Genomic DNA, 17,407 nt, shown 5'->3' on the forward strand with positions numbered 1-17,407 from the left:
GGTCCACAGACCGAACGTGAACCTGTCCTCGGGAGTGGGGTTGAAGCGCTTCGACATCGTGCGGCCCTTGCTGTCGTACCGCCCGGCTCCCGGGCCGGACGGTTTTTGTTTGATGGGATGACTAATACGTCACGCAGCATGTTTCGCGCTAGCCCCCAAGGGTGTCGGACTCTCCACTCCGAGGCGTGAGGAGGCTGCTCTTGTCGGTAATCAGGCCAGTTCAGCACGGAGAAAGCCTGCTCGGGGACCTGCCGGGCCGGATTTGTTTTGTGTACGATCAAAATGCTCCAGAGACGCTCAGCCTGCCCTCCGACCGCCTTCGCCCCACCAAGGAAGATCATGAAGTTCACCGACGGCTTCTGGCTCGTCCGCGAGGGTGTGGACATCGCCTACGCCACTGACGTACGCGATGTCCGTACCCAGTCGAAGCGCTTCACCGCCCATGCCGCCGTGAAGAAGGTGACGCGCAGGGGTGACACGCTCAACGCGCCGCTGCTCACGGTCGATTGCTTCTCCCCGGCCGAGGGCGTCATCGGCGTCCGGGTCACCCACCACGCGGGCCGGCGGCACCCCGGACCCGACTTCGCGCTCCCCGGCGCGGTGGACGACGCCGGCGAGGTGCGCCAGGACGGCAGCGTCACCGAACTGACCAGCGGCCCGCTCACCCTGTGCCTGGACCGCTCCGGCCCCTGGACCCTCTCCTTCCGCGACGCGGGCGGACGGGAGCTGACCCGGGCCGACGCCAAGAGCACCGCGTACGCCACCACCGGCGAGGGCGCCCACCACATGCTCACCCGGCTCGGCCTCGGTGTCGGCGAGCAGGTCTACGGCCTCGGCGAGCGCTTCACCCCGTTCGTCAAGAACGGCCAGGTCGTCGACGTCTGGCAGGCCGACGGCGGCACCAGCAGCGAGCAGGCGTACAAGAACGTCCCGTTCTACCTCTCCTCGCGCGGCTACGGCGTCTTCGTCAACCACCCCGGCGCCGTCTCCTTCGAGGTCGGCTCGGAGTCGGTCGGGCAGGTGCAGTTCAGCGTCGAGGACCAGACGCTGGAGTACTTCGTCGTCGCGGGCCCCACCCCGAAGGACGTCCTGTCCCGGTACACGGCCCTCACCGGCCGGCCGGCGCTCCCCCCGGCCTGGTCCTTCGGCCTCTGGCTGACCACGTCCTTCACCACCTCCTACGACGAGCAGACCGTGATGTCGTTCGTCGACGGCATGGCCGAGCGCGGCATCCCGCTCTCCGTCTTCCACTTCGACTGCTTCTGGATGCGCGAGTACCAGTGGTGCGACTTCGAGTGGGACCCGGACGTCTTCCCCGACCCCGAGGGCATGCTCGCCCGCCTCAAGGAGAAGGGACTGCGGATCAGCGCCTGGATCAACCCCTACATCGCGCAGAAGTCGCCGCTCTTCGACGAGGCCGCGCAACTCGGGCACCTGGTGCGCACGCCGGCCGGTGACGTCTGGCAGTGGGACCTGTGGCAGGCCGGCATGGGGCTGGTCGACTTCACCAGCGCCGAGGCCCGCGCCTGGTTCCAGAGCAAGCTCAAGCCGCTGCTCGACCAGGGCGTCGACTCCTTCAAGACCGACTTCGGCGAGCGCATCCCCACCGACGTGGTCTGGCACGACGGCTCCGACCCCGAGCGGATGCACAACTACTACGCCCACCTGTACAACCGGACCGTCTTCGAACTCCTGGAGAAGGAGCGCGGACAGGGCGAGGCGGTGCTCTTCGCCCGCTCCGCGACCGCGGGCGGCCAGCAGTACCCGGTGCACTGGGGCGGCGACTGCTGGTCCTCCTTCGGCGCCATGTCCGAGTCCCTGCGCGGCGGCCTCTCCCTGTCACTGAGCGGTTTCGGCTTCTGGAGCCACGACATCGGCGGCTTCGAGGGCACCCCCGACCCGGCCGTCTTCAAGCGCTGGCTCGCCTTCGGCCTGCTCTCCTCGCACAGCCGCCTGCACGGCTCCTCCTCGTACCGGGTGCCGTGGGAGTTCGGCGAGGAGGCGGTCGAGGTCGCCCGCCGCTTCACCCTGCTCAAGCACCGGCTGATGCCCTACCTGTACGGCGCCTCCGCCGAGGCCCACCGCACCGGCGTCCCGGTGATGCGCCCGATGGTCCTGGAGTTCCCCGAGGACCCGGCGTGCCGCCCGGTGGACCGTCAGTACATGCTCGGCTCCGACCTGCTCGTCGCCCCGGTCTTCACCGAGGACGGCGAGGTGGAGGTCTACCTCCCCGCGGGCACCTGGACCCACCTCCTGACCGGCGAGCGGGTCACCGGCCCGGTCTGGCGCACCGAGCACCACGGCTTCGACAGCCTCCCGCTGTACGTCCGCGAAGGCGCCCTCCTGCCGCTGGGCGCCGACGACCGGCGTCCCGACGGCGACTGGCTGGACGCGCCCACGCTGCTCGTCCACCCCACCTCCTCGCCGCGGTACACCGCGGCGGTCACCGTGCCCGACCTGACGGGCGCCCCGGCCGCGACGTTCCGGGCACGCCGCGACGGCGACCTGCTCAAAGTCACCGCCGAGGGCACGGACCGGCCGTTCACGGTCCGGGTGCCGGGCGGGGAGAGCGCCGAGGGAAGCGGCGAGGTGACGGTGCGGCTGGGCTGAGCGGCTGGGGCGGGAGGCCGGGGAGAGCGACCCGGGGGACGGGACGCGTGCCCCCGGCCGCGGTCGCCAAGAGCCCGCTCGGGCTCCGTGCTCCCTGGCCGACGCGCTTCCCGCGTCTTCGCGACGTCCCCGCTCAACCGCCGAGCGTGTCCAGCGCCGTCAGCAGCCGGTCGGCGTCCTCCGCGCTGCTGTAGGGAGCGAGCCCGATCCGTACGCCGCCCTCGTCGGCGAGGCCGAGCCGGCGGGACGTCTCCACGGCGTAGAACGATCCGGCGGGGGCGGCCACGCCCTGCTCGGCCAGGTGGCGGGAGACCTCGGCCGGGCGCCGGCCCGCGACCGTGAACAGCAGCGTCGGTGTGCGTCGCCCGGCCCGGGAGTGCACGGTGATGCCGTCCCGCTCCGCGAGCCCCCGCTCCAGTCGGGCGCGCAGCGCCTCCTCGTGCGTCTCCAGCGCGGCGAAGGAGGCGGTGAGCCGTTCCCGGCGGGTGCCGCGCGCCGCCGGTTCCAGCCCGGCGAGGAAGTCGACCGCCGCCCGCGTCCCCGCCAGCAACTCGTAAGGCAAGGTTCCCAGTTCGAAGCGTTCGGGGACCGTGTCGGCGGACGGCAGGAGCTTGTCCGGGTGGAGCGACTCCAGCAGGTCCGCGCGGCCGGTCAGCACGCCCAGGTGCGGGCCGAGGAACTTGTACGGGGAGCAGACCAGCGTGTCGGCGCCGAGCGCGGCCAGGTCCACCACCGCGTGCGAGGCGTAGTGCACCGCGTCGACGTGGAACAGCGCCCCGGCCGCGTGGGCCAGGGCGGCGAGGGCCGGCAGGTCGGGCATGGTGCCGATCAGGTTGGACGCGGCGGTGACCGCGACCAGCCGGGTGCGGGGGCTCAGGACCGCTTCGAGGTGCTCGGGCCGCAGTTCGCCCGTGGCCGGGTCGAAGTCGGCCCACCGCACGGTCGCGCCGGCCGATTCGGCCGCCTGCGTCCACGGGCGGATGTTCGCGTCGTGGTCCAGCCGCGTGACCACCACCTCGTCACCCGGTCCCCACCCTTTGGCCAGCGTCCGGGACAGGTCGTAGCCGAGCTGGGTGGCGCTGCGCCCGAAGACCACGGTCTTGGGTGTGGTGCCGAGGAGGTCGGCCAGTGCCGAGCGGGCCTCGGTGACGATCCGGTCCGCGTTGCGTTCGCCCTCGGTGTTCCGCCCCCGGTTGGCGAGCGGGTCGGTCAGCGCCGCCGCGATCGCGTCGATCACCGGCTGCGGGGTCTGCGTGCCACCCGGCGCGTCGAACCGCGCGGTACCGGACTTCAGGGCGGGCACGCGCGTACGTATCGCGGCGACGTCGAGGGCCATGGGCGGACTCCAGGTGGGTGGGGCGGGGCGGGCGGTCCGGGCAGGATCTCCGGGTGGGCGTGGGGCCGTGCGGCCCCGCGGCGGGTACGGGGCGCGGCCGGGCCGCGCCCCGAGCCGCACCTGCCGACTCCGGTCACATGATCGCAGCCCCGTGGGGCCCAGGACAGAGGCCCCCGGCGGCCGAACGGTGCTCCTGGCGGCGCGAGCCCTCAGGCCGCCGCGGCGTCCGGCGCCAGCTCCGGCGGCTTCTTGTCCCGGCCGCCGGGGTGCCGGTGCCGCCACGTCCAGAACACCGCGCAGGACACCAGCGCCCAGCCCGCCAGTACCAGGAACGGGAACACGTGCTGGTGCCCCGCGAAGTACACCGCCGTGTGCTGCGCGTTCACCGAGGCGCCCGGCGGCAGCCACTGCCCGATCACGCCCAGCGCGGACGGCAGCAGCGGCCAGGAGACCGCCCCGCCGGAGGAGGGGTTGCCCAGCAGGATCATGACCCCCCAGGTCGGCAGCATGGCCCAGCGTCCGAACAGGGTGTTGAACATGGTGAAGGTCATGCCGCTGGCGAACATCGTGAGCGCCAGGATGAGCCAGGACTCCACGAAGGGCAGGTCGAGCGCGCCGAGCAGCCAGTCCACGATCGCCGCGATGGCGAAACCGCCGAGCAGCGAGTACGCGACCGTGAAGGCGATCCGCTCCATCGGGGTCAGCCCCCGCGCGTGCACACTGAGCTGGATCGCGCCGACGAAACCGATGATCACCGCCGCGAGCGAGATGTAGAAGATCGCCAGACCGCGCGGGTCGCCGTCCTGGAGGGGGTTGACGTCCCGGACGGTCACCGCCACCCCGGTCTCCTTGCCCACGGCCGGTGCCGCCTGCTCCAGCAGTTCGGCGACCGAGGAGCCCGAGGCCGACGACACGTCGAGCACCACGCGCCGCCCTTCGTCGCGCAGTTCGAAGATGGCGAAGACGGACTGGTTCTCGACGGCTCCCAGGGCGGCGGCCCGCGAGTCGTAGGTGTGCACCCGCACCGAGGCGTCCAGCGCCTTTCCGAGGCCGGTCAGGAACGCGTTGCCGCGTGCCTGGTCGTAGCCGCCGACGACGGCCGTCGGCACGTTGCGCGGCGTGGGGTTGGCCATGGTGTACGTGTAGGACCCCGCGAACAGGCCGGCCGCCGCCGCCAGAATCAGCACCAGCACGCACGCCGGCCACCACGGCCCCTTCCGGAACCTGGCCCAGGTGGTCTCCGGCGGCGCCGGGGGCGGGCTCTGACCGCCGGGGGCCGTCTCGTCAGTCTCGTGCACGTTCGTCCTCGCTAGGACCTGTTGTCTGCCAGGCGTCACGCGGCAGGCGGGGAGGTGTCGGACCGGCCCCGGGGCCGCTCCGGCGGATCAGGCCGGCGCTGCCCGGAGGGGACGGCGTCCGGAAACGAGCGCGCCCTGCCCGGACGCGCCGCTCGCGCCCGGGCGGGCCCGTACGGACCCGGCTGTCCGCGCGGGCGGGCGGGCCCGTACGGACCGGGCTGCTCAGACCCGTACCAACGGCGTGTCCACGAGGTGCTCCGCCAGGAACCACGCCTGGAGTTCGTTGGTGCGGATGGCGTCCGAGACCAGGACGTCGTTGGTCCCGTCGTCGCCCATCTCCTGCGTGCGGGCGGCGGCGTCGTGGCACTCGATGAGGATCAGCTCGTGCGCCTCCAGCAGCCGCGACAGCATCACCGGCACCTCCTCCACCCCGTCCGGCGGGCGCGGGACCGTGGTGATCTCCGCGACGTGGCGCGGGTCGCCGAGCGCGACGCCGCCGAGGGTCTGCACGCGCTCGGCCAGCGTGTCGATCAGCGCGAGCTGCTCGCCCGCGTGCTTGTCCATCAGCAGATGCAACTGGTAGAACGTCGCCCCGCGCATGAGCCAGTGGTGCTTCTTGTACAGGTCGTGCAGGATGCGCGTGTCCGCCAGGATCTTGTTGATCCGCTGGCAGGAGTAGAGGCGGGCCTCCATGGACAGGGCCACGGGGAACTGCTTGACGGTGCCGAACTCCTGGATGATCCGGCCCTGCTGGTGCAGCCACGGCTGGCTGCCGTCGGTGTTGCGAGCGGGTGCCGTCGACCTCGGATCGGTGCTCACGCCTGGACTCCTTCCACGGGGGAGCTGAAGGGGAGTGCCGGTGCCCTACGCGACCGGCCTCGGCTCCCTGCGCCAGTCGACCAGCAGGGCACGGGGGCCGCAAACGCTGCGGTGCGAGCGAGGCACACGTTCCCTCGGAACGCCCCCTCGGCGCCTTTCTCCGGCACAGTCGGGGGCGGAGCCGTGGGCGGGGTCACGGGCCGGGGCGGGCGGGGGGTTGTCCGGCCGAGAGTCCGCACCCTAGAGTCGATCAAGTGTGCAAGCGCTTTCTGCCTGCTGTCCTCCGTCTTCCGTGTCCGCGCCGCCGTGCTGTTCGTCAGTGTCCGAGGAGGACCGCATGCCCCCGCCTCCCGCCCGTCGCCGCGTCGCCGTCGTCGGCACCGGTGCCATCGTCGCCGGAAGTCATCTGCCCGCGCTGAGAGCCCACGCCGACCGGGTCGAGCTGGTCGCCGCGGTGGACGTGGACCCGGCCCGGCTCGACGCCTTCCGGGCCGAGGCCGGCGGGGACGTCGCCGGTCACGCGTCGACGGAGGCGATGCTGGACGCGGTCCGCCCCGACCTGGTCCTCATCGGCGCGCCGCCGTCGCTCCACCGGGAGCAGGCGGTGGCCGCGCTCAAGGCGGGCGCCTGGGTGCTGTGCGAGAAGCCGCTCTGCCTCTCGCTCGCCGAGTACGACGACATCGCGGCGGCCGAGGAGGCGTCCGGGGCGTACGCCTCCGTGGTCTTCCAGCACCGCTACGGCTCCGGCGCCGCACACGCCCGCGAACTGATCGCGCGCGGCGAGCTGGGCACCCCGCTGGTCGCCCACTGCCAGACCACCTGGCACCGCGACGCCGCCTACTACGGCGTGCCCTGGCGCGGACGCTGGGCCACCGAGGGCGGCGGCCCCACCATGGGCCACGGCATCCACCAGTACGACCTGCTGCTGCATCTGCTGGGTCCGTGGGCCGAGGTCCGGGCCATGGCGGCGCGGCTGGTCCACGACACCGAGAGCGAGGACGTCTCCACCGCGCTGGTGCGGTTCGCCGGCGGTGCCCTCGCCACCGTCGTCAACAGCGTCCTCTCGCCCGAGGAGGTGAGCCGGATCCGGGTCGACTGCGCCGACGCGACGGTGGAGCTGACGCACCTGTACGGCCACCGCAACGAGGACTGGACGTACACCCCCGCCCGGCATGTCGATCCCGCGCGTGCCGCCGCCTGGCGCACCCCCGCCGTCGACGTGCCCAGCTCCCACACGGCCCAGCTCGGCGAGGTCCTCGACGCCTGGGACGCCGGCCTGCGGCCACCGGGCAGCGGTGCCGGGGCCCGCGCCACCCTGGAGTTCGCCGCCGCCCTCTACAAGGCGGCGTTCACCGGCCGGCCGGTCCACGCGGGCGAGATCGGCCCCGGCGACCCCTTCTACGCGTCGATGCACGGCGACCACCCCGACTGGGCCCCCGAGGAGCACCCGTGAGCACCCTGCGCGTCACCCACACGCACGGCGAGGACATCGCCGTCACCGCCGCGAACGGCACCGAGATCCTGCGGTACGTCTACCGCCCCGACCCCGATCCCTTCGAGTCCCGCAAGCCGTACGCCCACCCGGTGCGCACGCTGGCCGGGCGCACGGTGACCGGCTACCGCCCCAGCGACCACCGCTGGCACAAGGGCGTCCAGATGACGGCCAGCCACCTCTCCGGCCAGAACTTCTGGGGCGGCAACAGCTACGTCCACGGCGAGGGCTATCTGGCGCTGCCCGGGCGCATCGGCTCGATGCGGCACGACCGTTTCGGCGGATTCGAGGTCGGGGACGACCGGTTCGCGCTCACCGAACACCTCACCTGGGTCGAGAACGGCGGCGCCGAGTGGGCCCGCGAGGAGCGCGGGCTGACCGTCCACTCGGTCGACCAGCGGGCCGGCGCCTGGGCCCTGGACTGGTCGATCCGGCTGACCAACACCCGCGACCTGCCGCTGGTCTTCGGCTCACCGACCACCGCCGGCCGGGAGGCGGCCGGCTACACCGGCCTCCAGTGGCGCGGCCCCCGCGACTTCACCGGCGGCACCGCCTTCACCCCGGACACCGGGGCGGGACCGGGGGCGGAACCGGGGACAGGACCGGGGAGGGGGGCCGGGGCGCTGATGGGTACCCAGGGGCCGTGGCTCGCCTTCACCGCCGAGCACGACGACGTCGACGCCCACTCCACCCTCGTCTTCGCGCACGCGCCCGAGAACCTCGACGAGAGGTCCGCCGTACACCCCTCGCACTGGTTCGTGCGCACCGAACCGATCCCGAGCGTGGCCTTCTCCTGGGCGTTCTTCGAGGAGTTCGCGCTCGCCCCGGGGGAGTCCTTCGGCTACCGCTACCGGCTCGTGATCGCCGACGGCGCCTGGGACCCCGGCCGTGTCGCCGCCCACCTGGAAGGACTGCCGTGGTGACGGGAGAAGGTGCCGGGCCGGCGCGACGAGGCGACCGCGTACCGGGCCGCTCCCGCCCGGCTCGGCGGCTACGGCATGTGCGGCCGCCGGGACGCACACGTGCTGCCGGGCACGACGGCACCGTACGAACCACCGTGAGGGCCCGCGCCGCGGCCCGCCGGTGCCTTCCGGCCCGAGGACACGGAGATCAGACCGCGACGACCGTGACCCCGGCCTCCTCGAAGCGCCGCACCGCCTCCGCGTCGGCGGCGGCGTCCGTGACCAGGGTGTCCACCGCCCCGGTCGCGCAGATCCGGGCGAAGGCCCGGCGGCCCAGCTTGGTGGAGTCGGCGGCCACCACCACCCGCTCGGCGCGCTCGCACAGCAGCCGGTTGATCGCGGCCTCCGCCTCGTCGTGGGCCGCGGCGCCGTGCGCCACGTCGAAGGCGACCACGCCCAGCACGGCGACGTCCAGCGTGATCTGCCCGAGCACGCCGTCCGCGAGCGGACCGATCAGCTCGTAGGACTGGGCCCGCGCCACCCCGCCGGTCACCACGATCTTGAACTGGGGCCGGACGGCCAGCTCGTTGGCGATGTTCAGCGCGTTGGTGACGACGGTGAGCGCGGGGGCGCCCGAGGCGAGATCGGGGCGCACGGCCAGCGCGCGCGCCACCTCGGTGGTGGTGGTCCCGCCGGTCAGGCCCACCGCCTCACCGGGCGCCACCAGGCGGGCGACCGCCCGCGCGATGCGCTGCTTCTCCGAGGCGCGCCGGGCCGTCTTGTAGCGCAGCGGCAGTTCGTACGAGACCCCGTGGACGACCGCGCCGCCGCGCGTGCGCACGAGCATCTGCTGCTCGGCGAGCTGGTCGAGGTCCCGGCGGATGGTCGCCGCCGACACCTCCAGCTCGGCCGCCGCCTCCTCGACGTCCAGCCGGCCGCGCTCGACGAGCAGGTCCAGCAGCGTCTTCCAGCGGGCGTCGCGCGACATGCGCCCCCCTCCGTTTCCCGGTTCCTCAAGTCCCTCGGCGACCCTAACGCACCCTCGTTCGCCGGATGATCTCGCGCCGAATGCTTGATTGTGCTCGAAAGCTCGCTATATCTTGCAGCAACGAGCAGTCGTGGGCGGGTGGTCGGACAGGGGAGGGTGTGGTCATGTCACACGTCGAGGAAGAACTCGGCACCCAGCCGGAGTGCTGGACGCGCGCCGCGGACCAGGCGCGGGAAGCGGGGAGCGCGCTGCCGCGGGCGGGGGAGCGGGTCGCGATCGTCGGCTGCGGCACCTCGTACTTCATGGCCCGGTCGGCCGCCGCCCTGCGCGAGGACGCCGGACAGGGCGAGACGGACGCCTTCGCCGCCTCCGAGTTCCCGCCCGGCCGCCGCTACGACCGCGTCGTCGCCCTCACCCGCTCCGGCACCACCACCGAAGTACTGGAACTGCTCGGCCGGCTGCGCGGCCGTACCCGCACCACCGCGATCACCGCCGACCCGGCCACACCCGTGGCGGACACCGCCGACGACCTGGCGGTCCTGGACTTCGCCGACGAACGCTCGGTGGTCCAGACCCGGTTCGCCACCACCGCCCTCACCCTGCTCCGCGCCCACTTCGGGCTGCCCACCGAGCGGGCCGTCGCCGACGCCCGTACCGCGCTCGCCGGCGACCTGCCCGAAGGGCTCGTGGAGTGCGCCCAGTTCACCTTCCTCGGCCGCGGCTGGACCGTCGGCCTCGCCCACGAGGCGGCACTGAAGCTGCGCGAGGCGTCGCAGTCCTGGACCGAGTCCTACCCGGCGATGGAGTACCGGCACGGCCCGATCAGCATCACGACCCGCGACACGGCGGCCTGGATGCTCGGCGAGCCGCCCGCGGGGCTGGCCGACCAGGTCCGCGCCACCGGCGGACGGTGGGTGGCGAGCCCGCTCGACCCGCTCGCCGAACTGGTCCGCGCCCAGCGGCTCGCGGTCGCGGTGGCCGCCGCCCGGGGCCTGGACCCGGACCGGCCCCGCCACCTCACCCGCTCGGTGATCCTCGCCCCCTGAGCCGCCCGACCCGCCCCCTGAGCCGCCCCGACCCGCCCCCCCCGAGTCGCTCCCCGACCCGCTCCCCGACTCGCCCCTGACGCCGGAAAGGGACCAGCCGTGCCCCTCGCCACCACCGGTGACCTGGTCGCCCGGGCCGTCGCGGCCCGCCGCGCGGTCGCCGCGTTCAACGTCATCACCCTGGAACACATCGAGGCGGTCGTCTCCGGCGCCGAGACCGCCGGCGCCCCCGTCGTCCTCCAGGTCAGCGAGAACGCGGTGAAGTTCCGCCACGGACGGCTGCTGCCCCTCGCCCGCGCCGCGGTGGCCGCCGCCGAACACGCCGCCGTGCCCGTCGCCCTCCACCTCGACCACGTACAAGGCGACGCCCTGCTGCGACAGGCCGCGAGTGCCGGTTTCAGCTCCGTCATGTACGACGCCTCCCGGCTGCCCTACGCCGAGAACCTCGCCGCGACCCGCGCCGCCGCCCACTGGGCGCACGCCCAGGGCCTGTTCATCGAGGCGGAGCTGGGCGAGGTGGGCGGGAAGGACGGCCGGGCGCCGCTGGACGCCCACGCGCCGGGCGCCCGCACCGACCCCGCCGAGGCCCGCGCCTTCGTCGCCGACTCGGGGGTGGACGCCCTGGCCGTCGCCGTCGGCAGCGTGCACGCGATGACGACCCGCACCGCCGCCCTCGATCACGACCTGCTGAAGGAACTGTCGGGCGCACTCGACGTGCCGCTCGTCCTGCACGGCTCCTCCGGCCTCGCCGACGGCGAACTGACCGAGGCGGTCGCGGGCGGCATCGCCAAGGTCAACATCGGCACCGCGCTCAACGCCGCCATGACCGGCGCGATCCGCCGGTTCCTCGCCGCGCACCCGGAGGCGGTCGACTCGCGCGCCTACCTCACGGTGGGCCGCCGCGCCATGGCCCGGACGGTGGCCGACCTGATGGGGGTGGTCGGCGGGCCACCTGCCTGACCGGGCCGGCCGGGCTACCGCTTGACGGCCCTGAGCACGACGAACTTCGGATCGCCCGCCACCGTGCGGCAGTTGCCGAACAGGCGGCGCAGCGTGACGTGGTACGTCAGGTGCCGGTTGCCGACCACCCACAGTTCGCCGCCCGGCCGCAGCGCCCGCCGCGCCCCGGCGAACATCTGCCGGGCCGTGGTGTCGGTGGTCGCCTGGTGGGAGTGGAACGGCGGGTTGCTCAGGACCAGGTCGACGCTGCCGTCCGCCACCCCGGCCGGCCCGTCGCCGACCAGGAACTCCGCCCGCCCCGCTGCCCCGCTCGCCCGGTACGTCGCCGCCGCCGAGGCCACCGCCTGGAAGGACTCGTCGGTGAACAGCACCTCGGCGCCGGGGTCGGCCAGGGCCACCGCCGTGCCGACCACGCCGTTGCCGCAGCCGAGGTCCACCACCCGGCGCTCGCCGCCCCCGGCGGCGGCCTGCGGCAGATGCTTCAGGAAGAACCGGGTGCCGATGTCCAGCCGGTCGGCGCAGAAGATGCCGGCGTGGTTGACGACGGTGTGGCCCGAGGCGGCGCCGATGCCCTCGGGGAGCCGGTATGCGAGCGGCCACGGACTGGCGGTCCGCTCCAGCGACGGGTCCGGCGCGCAGAAGATCAGCCGGGCCTTCTTCCGCGCGAGGGAGGTCCGGGTCGGGCCGAGGATCCGCTCGAAGAGCGCCAGCGTCGAAGTGTGGATCTCCTTCACCATTCCCGTGCCGACCACCACCGTGCCCTCGTGGACCGAGGGCGCCAGCCGCGCCAACTGGTCCTCCAGCAGCGCCAGGCTCTTGGGCACCCGCACCAGCAGCACGTCGATCCGCTCGGGCGGCGGGTCCTGGGTGGTCAGCAGCCGCACCGCGTCGGACGGCACGCCGGCCCGCGCCAGATTGGCCCGGGTCGCCTCCTGGGTGAGGTACGAGTCGGTGACTTGCGTCGGGCGGTGCGCCGCGAGGGCCGTCACCAGCGCGCCCCAGCGGTCACCGACCACCACGACCGTCCCGGCCAGCGGCACCCGCTCCTCGGCGAGATGCGCGAGCAGGTACTCGTCGGAGGCGTCCCAGGCGCGCAGCAGGTCGCGCGGGTCCTCGGGGAACCGGGTCAGCACCGGCTCGCCCCATGCGGTCGTCATTCGGTCGGCTGTGGCCGGCAGGCGGGTGTCCGCGCTCGGCGTCTGGTCGTCTGCGCTCGTCAAAGGGTCGTCCATCGTGCGTCCAGGCTAAGGGCTGTCCCGCAGCTCAAGCCCGGTGGGGCGGAAGGTCCGGGGCGGCGGAAGGCTGGGGCGGACGGCCCGGTGGGGAGCGGGGCCCGGCACGTGCGGCACGATGGGAGGCATGGACGCCGAGCTGTTCCCGAGGGAGCGCGCCGAGATCGCGCCCGGCGCCGTGCACCTGCCGGACTGGCTGGACGCCGCGCTCCAGCGCGAGCTGCTGGACGCCTGCCGGCGCTGGGCCCGCCCGCCCGCGGGCCTGCGTACGGTCCGCACCCCCGGCGGGGGCACGATGACCGCCCGGCAGGTCTGCCTGGGCCTGCACTGGGGACCGGTCCCCGCCTGCCCGGCCTGCGGCCGCGCCGTCCGCGACAACCCGGCGTGCCCCGGCCCGCACCAGTACCCGTACGCCTACTCCCGTACCGCCGTCGACGGCGACGGCGCCCCCGTCAAGCCCTTCCCGCCGCTCCTCGGTGACCTGGCCCACCGCGCGGTGACCGACGCGTACGGAGCCGACGCGTGCGGAGCCGGCCCGCACGGAGCCGGGGCGCCGCCGCCGTACGACATCGGGCTGATCAACTTCTACGGTGCCGACGCCCGGATGGGCATGCACCGCGACGGCGACGAGCGGGCGGACGCGCCGGTGGTCTCCCTGAGCCTCGGCGACACCTGTGTCTTCCGATTCGGCAACACCGGCACCCGTACCCGGCCCTGGACCGACGTCGAGCTGCGCAGCGGCGACCTGTTCGTCTTCGGCGGTCCCGCGCGCCTCGCGTACCACGGGGTGCCCCGCGTGCACCCGGGCACCGCACCCCCGGAGTTGGGTCTCACCGGGCGCCTGAACATCACGCTCAGGGCCGGCGGCCTGTAGGCCGCGCCGGGCGGCGACCATGGGAGACTCCCCCTCATGAGCGGCATGGCGGACCCCCGGCGGGCGGGGGAAGAAACCACCCACAAGGCGCGGCTGGAGCGGGGGCGCTCGGCGCTCGGCCCCGCGCTGGAGCTGGTGCACACCGGACGCGCTCCGACCCGGGCCGTGCTCACCGCCGAACTCGGTGTGACCCGGGCGACGGCCGGCGCGGTCGCCGCCGAACTGGAGGCGCTGGGCCTGATCCGGGTGGACGCCCGGCCGGGCGCGGCGGCCGGTTCGCAGGGCCGGCCCTCGCACCGCCTCGCGGTCGCCGACGACGGTCCCGTCGCCCTCGCCGCGCAGATCCACACCGACGGGTTCCGGGCGGCGCTGGTCGGGCTCGGCGGCCGGATCGTCGCCACCGCGCCCGGCTGCGAGGTCGTGGACGCCGACCCGGCGAAGGTGCTCGGCTCGGTCGTCGAGGCGGGCGCCGACCTGCTGCGCCGTACCGGACGGCGCTGCGTCGGCGCCGGGCTCGCGGTGCCGTCCGCGGTGGCCGAACCGCAGGGACTGGCACTGAACCCGCTGCACCTGGCCTGGCCCGCGGGCGCCCCCGTCCGGGAGATCTTCGCCGAGCGGGTGCGCGCCGCCGGCCTCGACGGACCGGCGTTCGCCGCGAACGACGTGAACCTCGCCGCCCTCGCCGAACACCGGCACGGCGCCGGCCGCGGCGCCCGGGACCTGCTGTGCGTCGCCACCGGCCACCGGGGCGTCGGCGGCGCCCTGGTCCTGGACGGCCGTCTGCACTCGGGGAGTTCCGGACTCGCCCTGGAGGTCGGCCACCTCACCGTCAATCCCGCGGGCCGGCCCTGCCACTGCGGCAGCCGCGGCTGCCTGGACGTGGAGACCGACCCGCTGGCCTTCCTCACCGCGGCCGGCCGCGAGCCGGGCCCCGAGGTCTCCCCGCTCCAGCACTCCGTCGACCTGGTCCGCGACCACTACGCCGACCCGGCCGTGCGCGCCGCCACCGAGGCGCTCCTGGACCGCCTCGGCCTCGGCCTCGCCGGGCTGGTGAACATCCTCAACCCCGACCGCATCATCCTCGGCGGACTGCACCGCACCCTCCTGGACGCCGACCCCGAGCGGCTGCGCGCGGTCGTCGCCGACCGGTGCCTGTGGGGCCAGAGCGGCGGTGTGCCCATCCTGCCCTGCACCCTGGACCACAACAGCCTGGTCGGCGCGGCCGAACTGGCCTGGCAGCCGGTCCTCGACGACCCGCTGGCGGCACTCGGTTAGGCCGTGCCCGGCGGGCCGGCCCGCCGGACCGGACCGAGGACCTGTTCAGCGGGGGTCGCGCGAGAGGGTCACCGCCCGGTCAGCCGGCAACGGCCGACCGGGCGGGAGCGGGGTGCGACCCGCGCAGGCCGTCCGCGGGCCCCACGGCGACGAACGCGCCGGCGGCCACCTCCTCCACCACGCGTCGCGGCGGACGCGCGGACGAGGACGGCACCGACGGCGGGACGGGGAGCGTGAACCAGACGACCTTGCCGGACGCGCCGTCCGGCCGGGCGCCCCAGCTCTCGCTCATCGCGGCGACCATGGCGAGGCCGCGTCCGCAGGTCGCGAGGGGTTCGGCGTCGTCCACCACGGGCAGCCGCGGGTCCTGGTCGCGCACCGAGACGGTCAGGCGGTCGGGCAGCAGTTCGATCTCCACGGCGCAGGTCTTGTCGGGACGGGCATGCAGATGGACGTTGGTCAACAACTCCGTCACGCCGAGCGCGGCCCGGTCGATCAGGGGATCGAGGTGCCAGTAGCGCAATTGCGCAGATACGATTCTGCGGACCTGGCCGATCCGCGACGGCAGGGCTTGGAGCTCCACCGTGCAGTGCCTGCTTGGGTGACTGATCACGGCTGTGACTCCCCGGCATAGAGGTCCGGAAGAACACGGAGTACGGATCCGGCAGGCACCGGCCACACGGGACCGCCTGCCTTCATGGTCGGCGGGCTGGTTCGCAGCGTAAGCGCCGATAAACCCAGAGTGACGTGGGACCAGCGTGACGCAAGGGGTGGGGCACCGCAAGTCACGGGCATCTCAGGCGCTGTGCCCCGCCGCCCTGCGCACCGCCTCGATGAAACGGCGTGCCGCGGGAGGACCCGGTTCCCCCGGGGCCGGGTCCCGCTCGCCCAGGGTCAGCACGTACCGCCTGCCGCCCAGCTCGGCCAGGGCCCGGCCCGCCGCGGCGAACCGGGGCCTGAAAGCGCGCACCGACCGCACCGGCGCGCTGTCGATCTCGCTGCCGTAACTGGTGAGCAGCTCCAGCCTGCCGCCGCTGATCCGGACCTGCCCGGCCCGGGTGAGCGACCGCAGGCGCTGGTCTATCCGCACCCCTGTGGCCGTGAACTCCGGCTCCGCCATGCCACCGCCCTCTCGTGCGTCCAGGCCCCCGCGGGGCCGCTGCCGGCTCGTGTCCTGATGCGGCAGGTGTCCGCGTCGCCCTCTGCGAACCACCTGCTGAAGTCTGCCCGCCCCCGGCTTCGAGCACCAGTACGCGCGGCCCCCTCGCTCCGGTGCACGGAGCACTCCCACGCGTGCGCCCCCATGTGCCCCCCTGCTCGCCCCCAGGGCGTGCTTGGAGCAGCCCAAAGACATGTTTATGCAGGTGAGAAGCGTGCGCCGGGTGCTTATGATCGAGGCAGGCGAAGCGCCCCGACGCGCCGTCGGCGCGCAGCCGTGAGGAGCCCCACCGTGACCATGCCCCCGCCCCACCCCGCCGTCGCGACACAGGACGTCGACCGCAGCGACACCGGATACCGCGCCTGGCTGAAAGAGGCCGTCCGCAAGGTGCAGGCCGACGCCAACCGCTCGGCCGACACCCATCTGCTGAGGTTCCCGCTGCCCGAGCCGTGGGAGATCGACCTGTACCTCAAGGACGAGTCGACCCACCCGACCGGAAGCCTCAAACACCGGCTGGCCCGCTCGCTGTTCCTCTACGGCCTCTGCAACGGCTGGATCCGGCCGGGCCGCCCGGTGATCGAGGCGTCCAGCGGCTCGACGGCCGTCTCCGAGGCGTACTTCGCCAAGCTGATCGGCGTCCCCTTCATCGCCGTCATGCCGCGCACGACGAGCGCGGAGAAGATCCGCCTGATCGAATTCCACGGCGGGCGCTGTCACTTCGTCGACGACTCCCGGAAGATGTACCAGGAGTCCGCCCGTCTCGCGGCCGAGACCGACGGTCACTACATGGACCAGTTCACCTACGCCGAGCGCGCCACGGACTGGCGGGGCAACAACAACATCGCCGAGTCGATCTTCCGTCAGCTCCGCCTGGAGCGGTTCCCGGAACCGGCGTGGATCGTCGCCACCGCGGGCACCGGCGGCACCTCGGCGACGCTCGCGCGCTATGTGCACTACATGCAGTACGACACCCGCCTCTGCGTCGCCGACCCGGAGAACTCCTGCTTCTTCGACGGCTGGACCACCGGCGACCCGGACGTCACCTGCGACTGCGGCTCCCGTATCGAGGGCATCGGCCGCCCCCGGATGGAACCCAGCTTCGTGCCCGGCGCGATCGACCGGATGATGAAGGTGCCCGACGCGGCGAGCGTCGCCGCCGTGCGGGCCCTGGAACAGGTCATCGGCCGCAAGGCCGGCGGCTCCACCGGCACCGGCCTGTGGAGCGCGCTGAAGATCGTCGCCGAGATGGTGGCCGAGGGCCGCCGCGGCAGCGTGGTGACCCTGCTGTGCGACCCGGGCGACCGCTACCTGGACAAGTACTACTCCGACGCCTGGCTGGCCGGACAGGGCCTGGACATCACGCCGTACACCGCGGCCATAGAGTCCCTGCTGCACACCGGGGTCTGGCCCGGCTGA

Annotated in this window: 15 protein-coding genes and 1 pseudogene; 9 read left to right on the forward strand and 7 right to left on the reverse strand. The window is 73.8% G+C overall.

Annotation, left to right across the window (positions count from 1 at the left end; all coding sequences use genetic code 11):
* Positions 1-339 precede the first annotated feature (339 nt).
* Positions 340-2,610: an alpha-xylosidase gene (gene yicI, locus ABEB00_RS07785; protein ID WP_345618274.1), complete on the forward strand. Its 2,271-nt coding sequence runs from the start codon at positions 340-342 to the stop codon at positions 2,608-2,610.
* 133 nt (positions 2,611-2,743) lie between these two features.
* Here yicI and ABEB00_RS07790 read toward each other — a convergent pair whose 3' ends face one another.
* From ABEB00_RS07790 to ABEB00_RS07800, 3 genes are all read right to left on the reverse strand, one after another.
* Positions 2,744-3,946, reverse strand: a complete 1,203-nt coding sequence (locus tag ABEB00_RS07790) for a cysteine desulfurase-like protein (RefSeq protein WP_345618276.1) — start codon at positions 3,944-3,946, stop codon at positions 2,744-2,746.
* Positions 3,947-4,155: 209 nt separating this feature from the next.
* Entirely contained in the window at positions 4,156-5,244 is a 1,089-nt protein-coding gene (locus ABEB00_RS07795; protein WP_345618278.1) for an ABC-2 transporter permease, read from the reverse strand.
* Positions 5,245-5,466: 222 nt separating this feature from the next.
* On the reverse strand, positions 5,467-6,063 hold the full coding sequence (locus tag ABEB00_RS07800) for a Dps family protein (RefSeq protein WP_345618280.1): 597 nt from the start codon (positions 6,061-6,063) through the stop codon (positions 5,467-5,469).
* 337 nt (positions 6,064-6,400) lie between these two features.
* Between ABEB00_RS07800 and ABEB00_RS07805 the strand changes: the two genes are divergently transcribed.
* From ABEB00_RS07805 to ABEB00_RS07815, 3 genes and pseudogenes are all read left to right on the forward strand, one after another.
* Positions 6,401-7,516 carry a Gfo/Idh/MocA family protein gene (locus ABEB00_RS07805; protein ID WP_345618281.1) on the forward strand — a complete coding sequence of 372 codons (1,116 nt, stop codon included), beginning with the start codon at positions 6,401-6,403 and terminating at the stop codon, positions 7,514-7,516.
* A complete protein-coding gene (locus ABEB00_RS07810) occupies positions 7,513-8,478 on the forward strand; it encodes a DUF6807 domain-containing protein (RefSeq protein ID WP_345618282.1) in 966 nt (321 codons plus the stop codon). The genes ABEB00_RS07805 and ABEB00_RS07810 overlap by 4 nt, the downstream gene beginning before the upstream one ends.
* 27 nt (positions 8,479-8,505) lie before the next feature.
* Positions 8,506-8,616 (forward strand): annotated as a pseudogene (locus tag ABEB00_RS07815) (cupin); the annotation flags it as partial.
* 49 nt (positions 8,617-8,665) lie between these two features.
* Here the strand turns inward: ABEB00_RS07815 and ABEB00_RS07820 are convergent.
* Positions 8,666-9,445, reverse strand: coding sequence for a DeoR/GlpR family DNA-binding transcription regulator (locus ABEB00_RS07820; RefSeq protein WP_345618284.1), 780 nt, complete (start codon positions 9,443-9,445; stop codon positions 8,666-8,668).
* A 164-nt stretch (positions 9,446-9,609) separates the two neighbouring features.
* Here ABEB00_RS07820 and ABEB00_RS07825 point away from each other — a divergent pair, with 164 nt between their 5' ends.
* Entirely contained in the window at positions 9,610-10,491 is an 882-nt protein-coding gene (locus ABEB00_RS07825) for an SIS domain-containing protein (RefSeq protein WP_345618286.1), read from the forward strand.
* A 99-nt stretch (positions 10,492-10,590) separates the two neighbouring features.
* Positions 10,591-11,451 carry a class II fructose-bisphosphate aldolase gene (locus ABEB00_RS07830; RefSeq protein WP_345618288.1) on the forward strand — a complete coding sequence of 287 codons (861 nt, stop codon included), beginning with the start codon at positions 10,591-10,593 and terminating at the stop codon, positions 11,449-11,451.
* Positions 11,452-11,465: 14 nt separating this feature from the next.
* Here ABEB00_RS07830 and ABEB00_RS07835 read toward each other — a convergent pair whose 3' ends face one another.
* Positions 11,466-12,608 (reverse strand): methyltransferase, encoded by a 1,143-nt coding sequence (locus ABEB00_RS07835; protein WP_345618289.1) that lies wholly within the window; start codon positions 12,606-12,608, stop codon positions 11,466-11,468.
* Positions 12,609-12,810: 202 nt separating this feature from the next.
* Here ABEB00_RS07835 and ABEB00_RS07840 point away from each other — a divergent pair, with 202 nt between their 5' ends.
* Together ABEB00_RS07840 and ABEB00_RS07845 are read left to right on the forward strand one after the other, a co-directional pair.
* Positions 12,811-13,557: an alpha-ketoglutarate-dependent dioxygenase AlkB family protein gene (locus ABEB00_RS07840; protein WP_345618290.1), complete on the forward strand. Its 747-nt coding sequence runs from the start codon at positions 12,811-12,813 to the stop codon at positions 13,555-13,557.
* A 36-nt stretch (positions 13,558-13,593) separates the two neighbouring features.
* On the forward strand, positions 13,594-14,832 hold the full coding sequence (locus ABEB00_RS07845; protein ID WP_345618292.1) for an ROK family protein: 1,239 nt from the start codon (positions 13,594-13,596) through the stop codon (positions 14,830-14,832).
* A 79-nt stretch (positions 14,833-14,911) separates the two neighbouring features.
* Here the strand turns inward: ABEB00_RS07845 and ABEB00_RS07850 are convergent, their stop codons facing one another.
* Both ABEB00_RS07850 and ABEB00_RS07855 read right to left on the reverse strand, forming a co-directional pair.
* Complete coding sequence (locus ABEB00_RS07850) at positions 14,912-15,445, reverse strand: ATP-binding protein (protein WP_345618294.1); 534 nt, start codon at positions 15,443-15,445, stop codon at positions 14,912-14,914.
* 183 nt (positions 15,446-15,628) lie between these two features.
* Positions 15,629-15,952, reverse strand: coding sequence for a hypothetical protein (locus ABEB00_RS07855; protein ID WP_345618296.1), 324 nt, complete (start codon positions 15,950-15,952; stop codon positions 15,629-15,631).
* Positions 15,953-16,288: 336 nt separating this feature from the next.
* On the opposite strand from ABEB00_RS07855, the gene cds1 reads away from it, so the two are divergent.
* Positions 16,289-17,407 (forward strand): L-cysteine desulfhydrase Cds1, encoded by a 1,119-nt coding sequence (gene cds1, locus ABEB00_RS07860; protein ID WP_345618501.1) that lies wholly within the window; start codon positions 16,289-16,291, stop codon positions 17,405-17,407.

Source organism: Streptomyces ziwulingensis (assembly GCF_039542605.1).
Taxonomy (GTDB): Bacteria; Actinomycetota; Actinomycetes; order Streptomycetales; family Streptomycetaceae; genus Streptomyces; species Streptomyces ziwulingensis.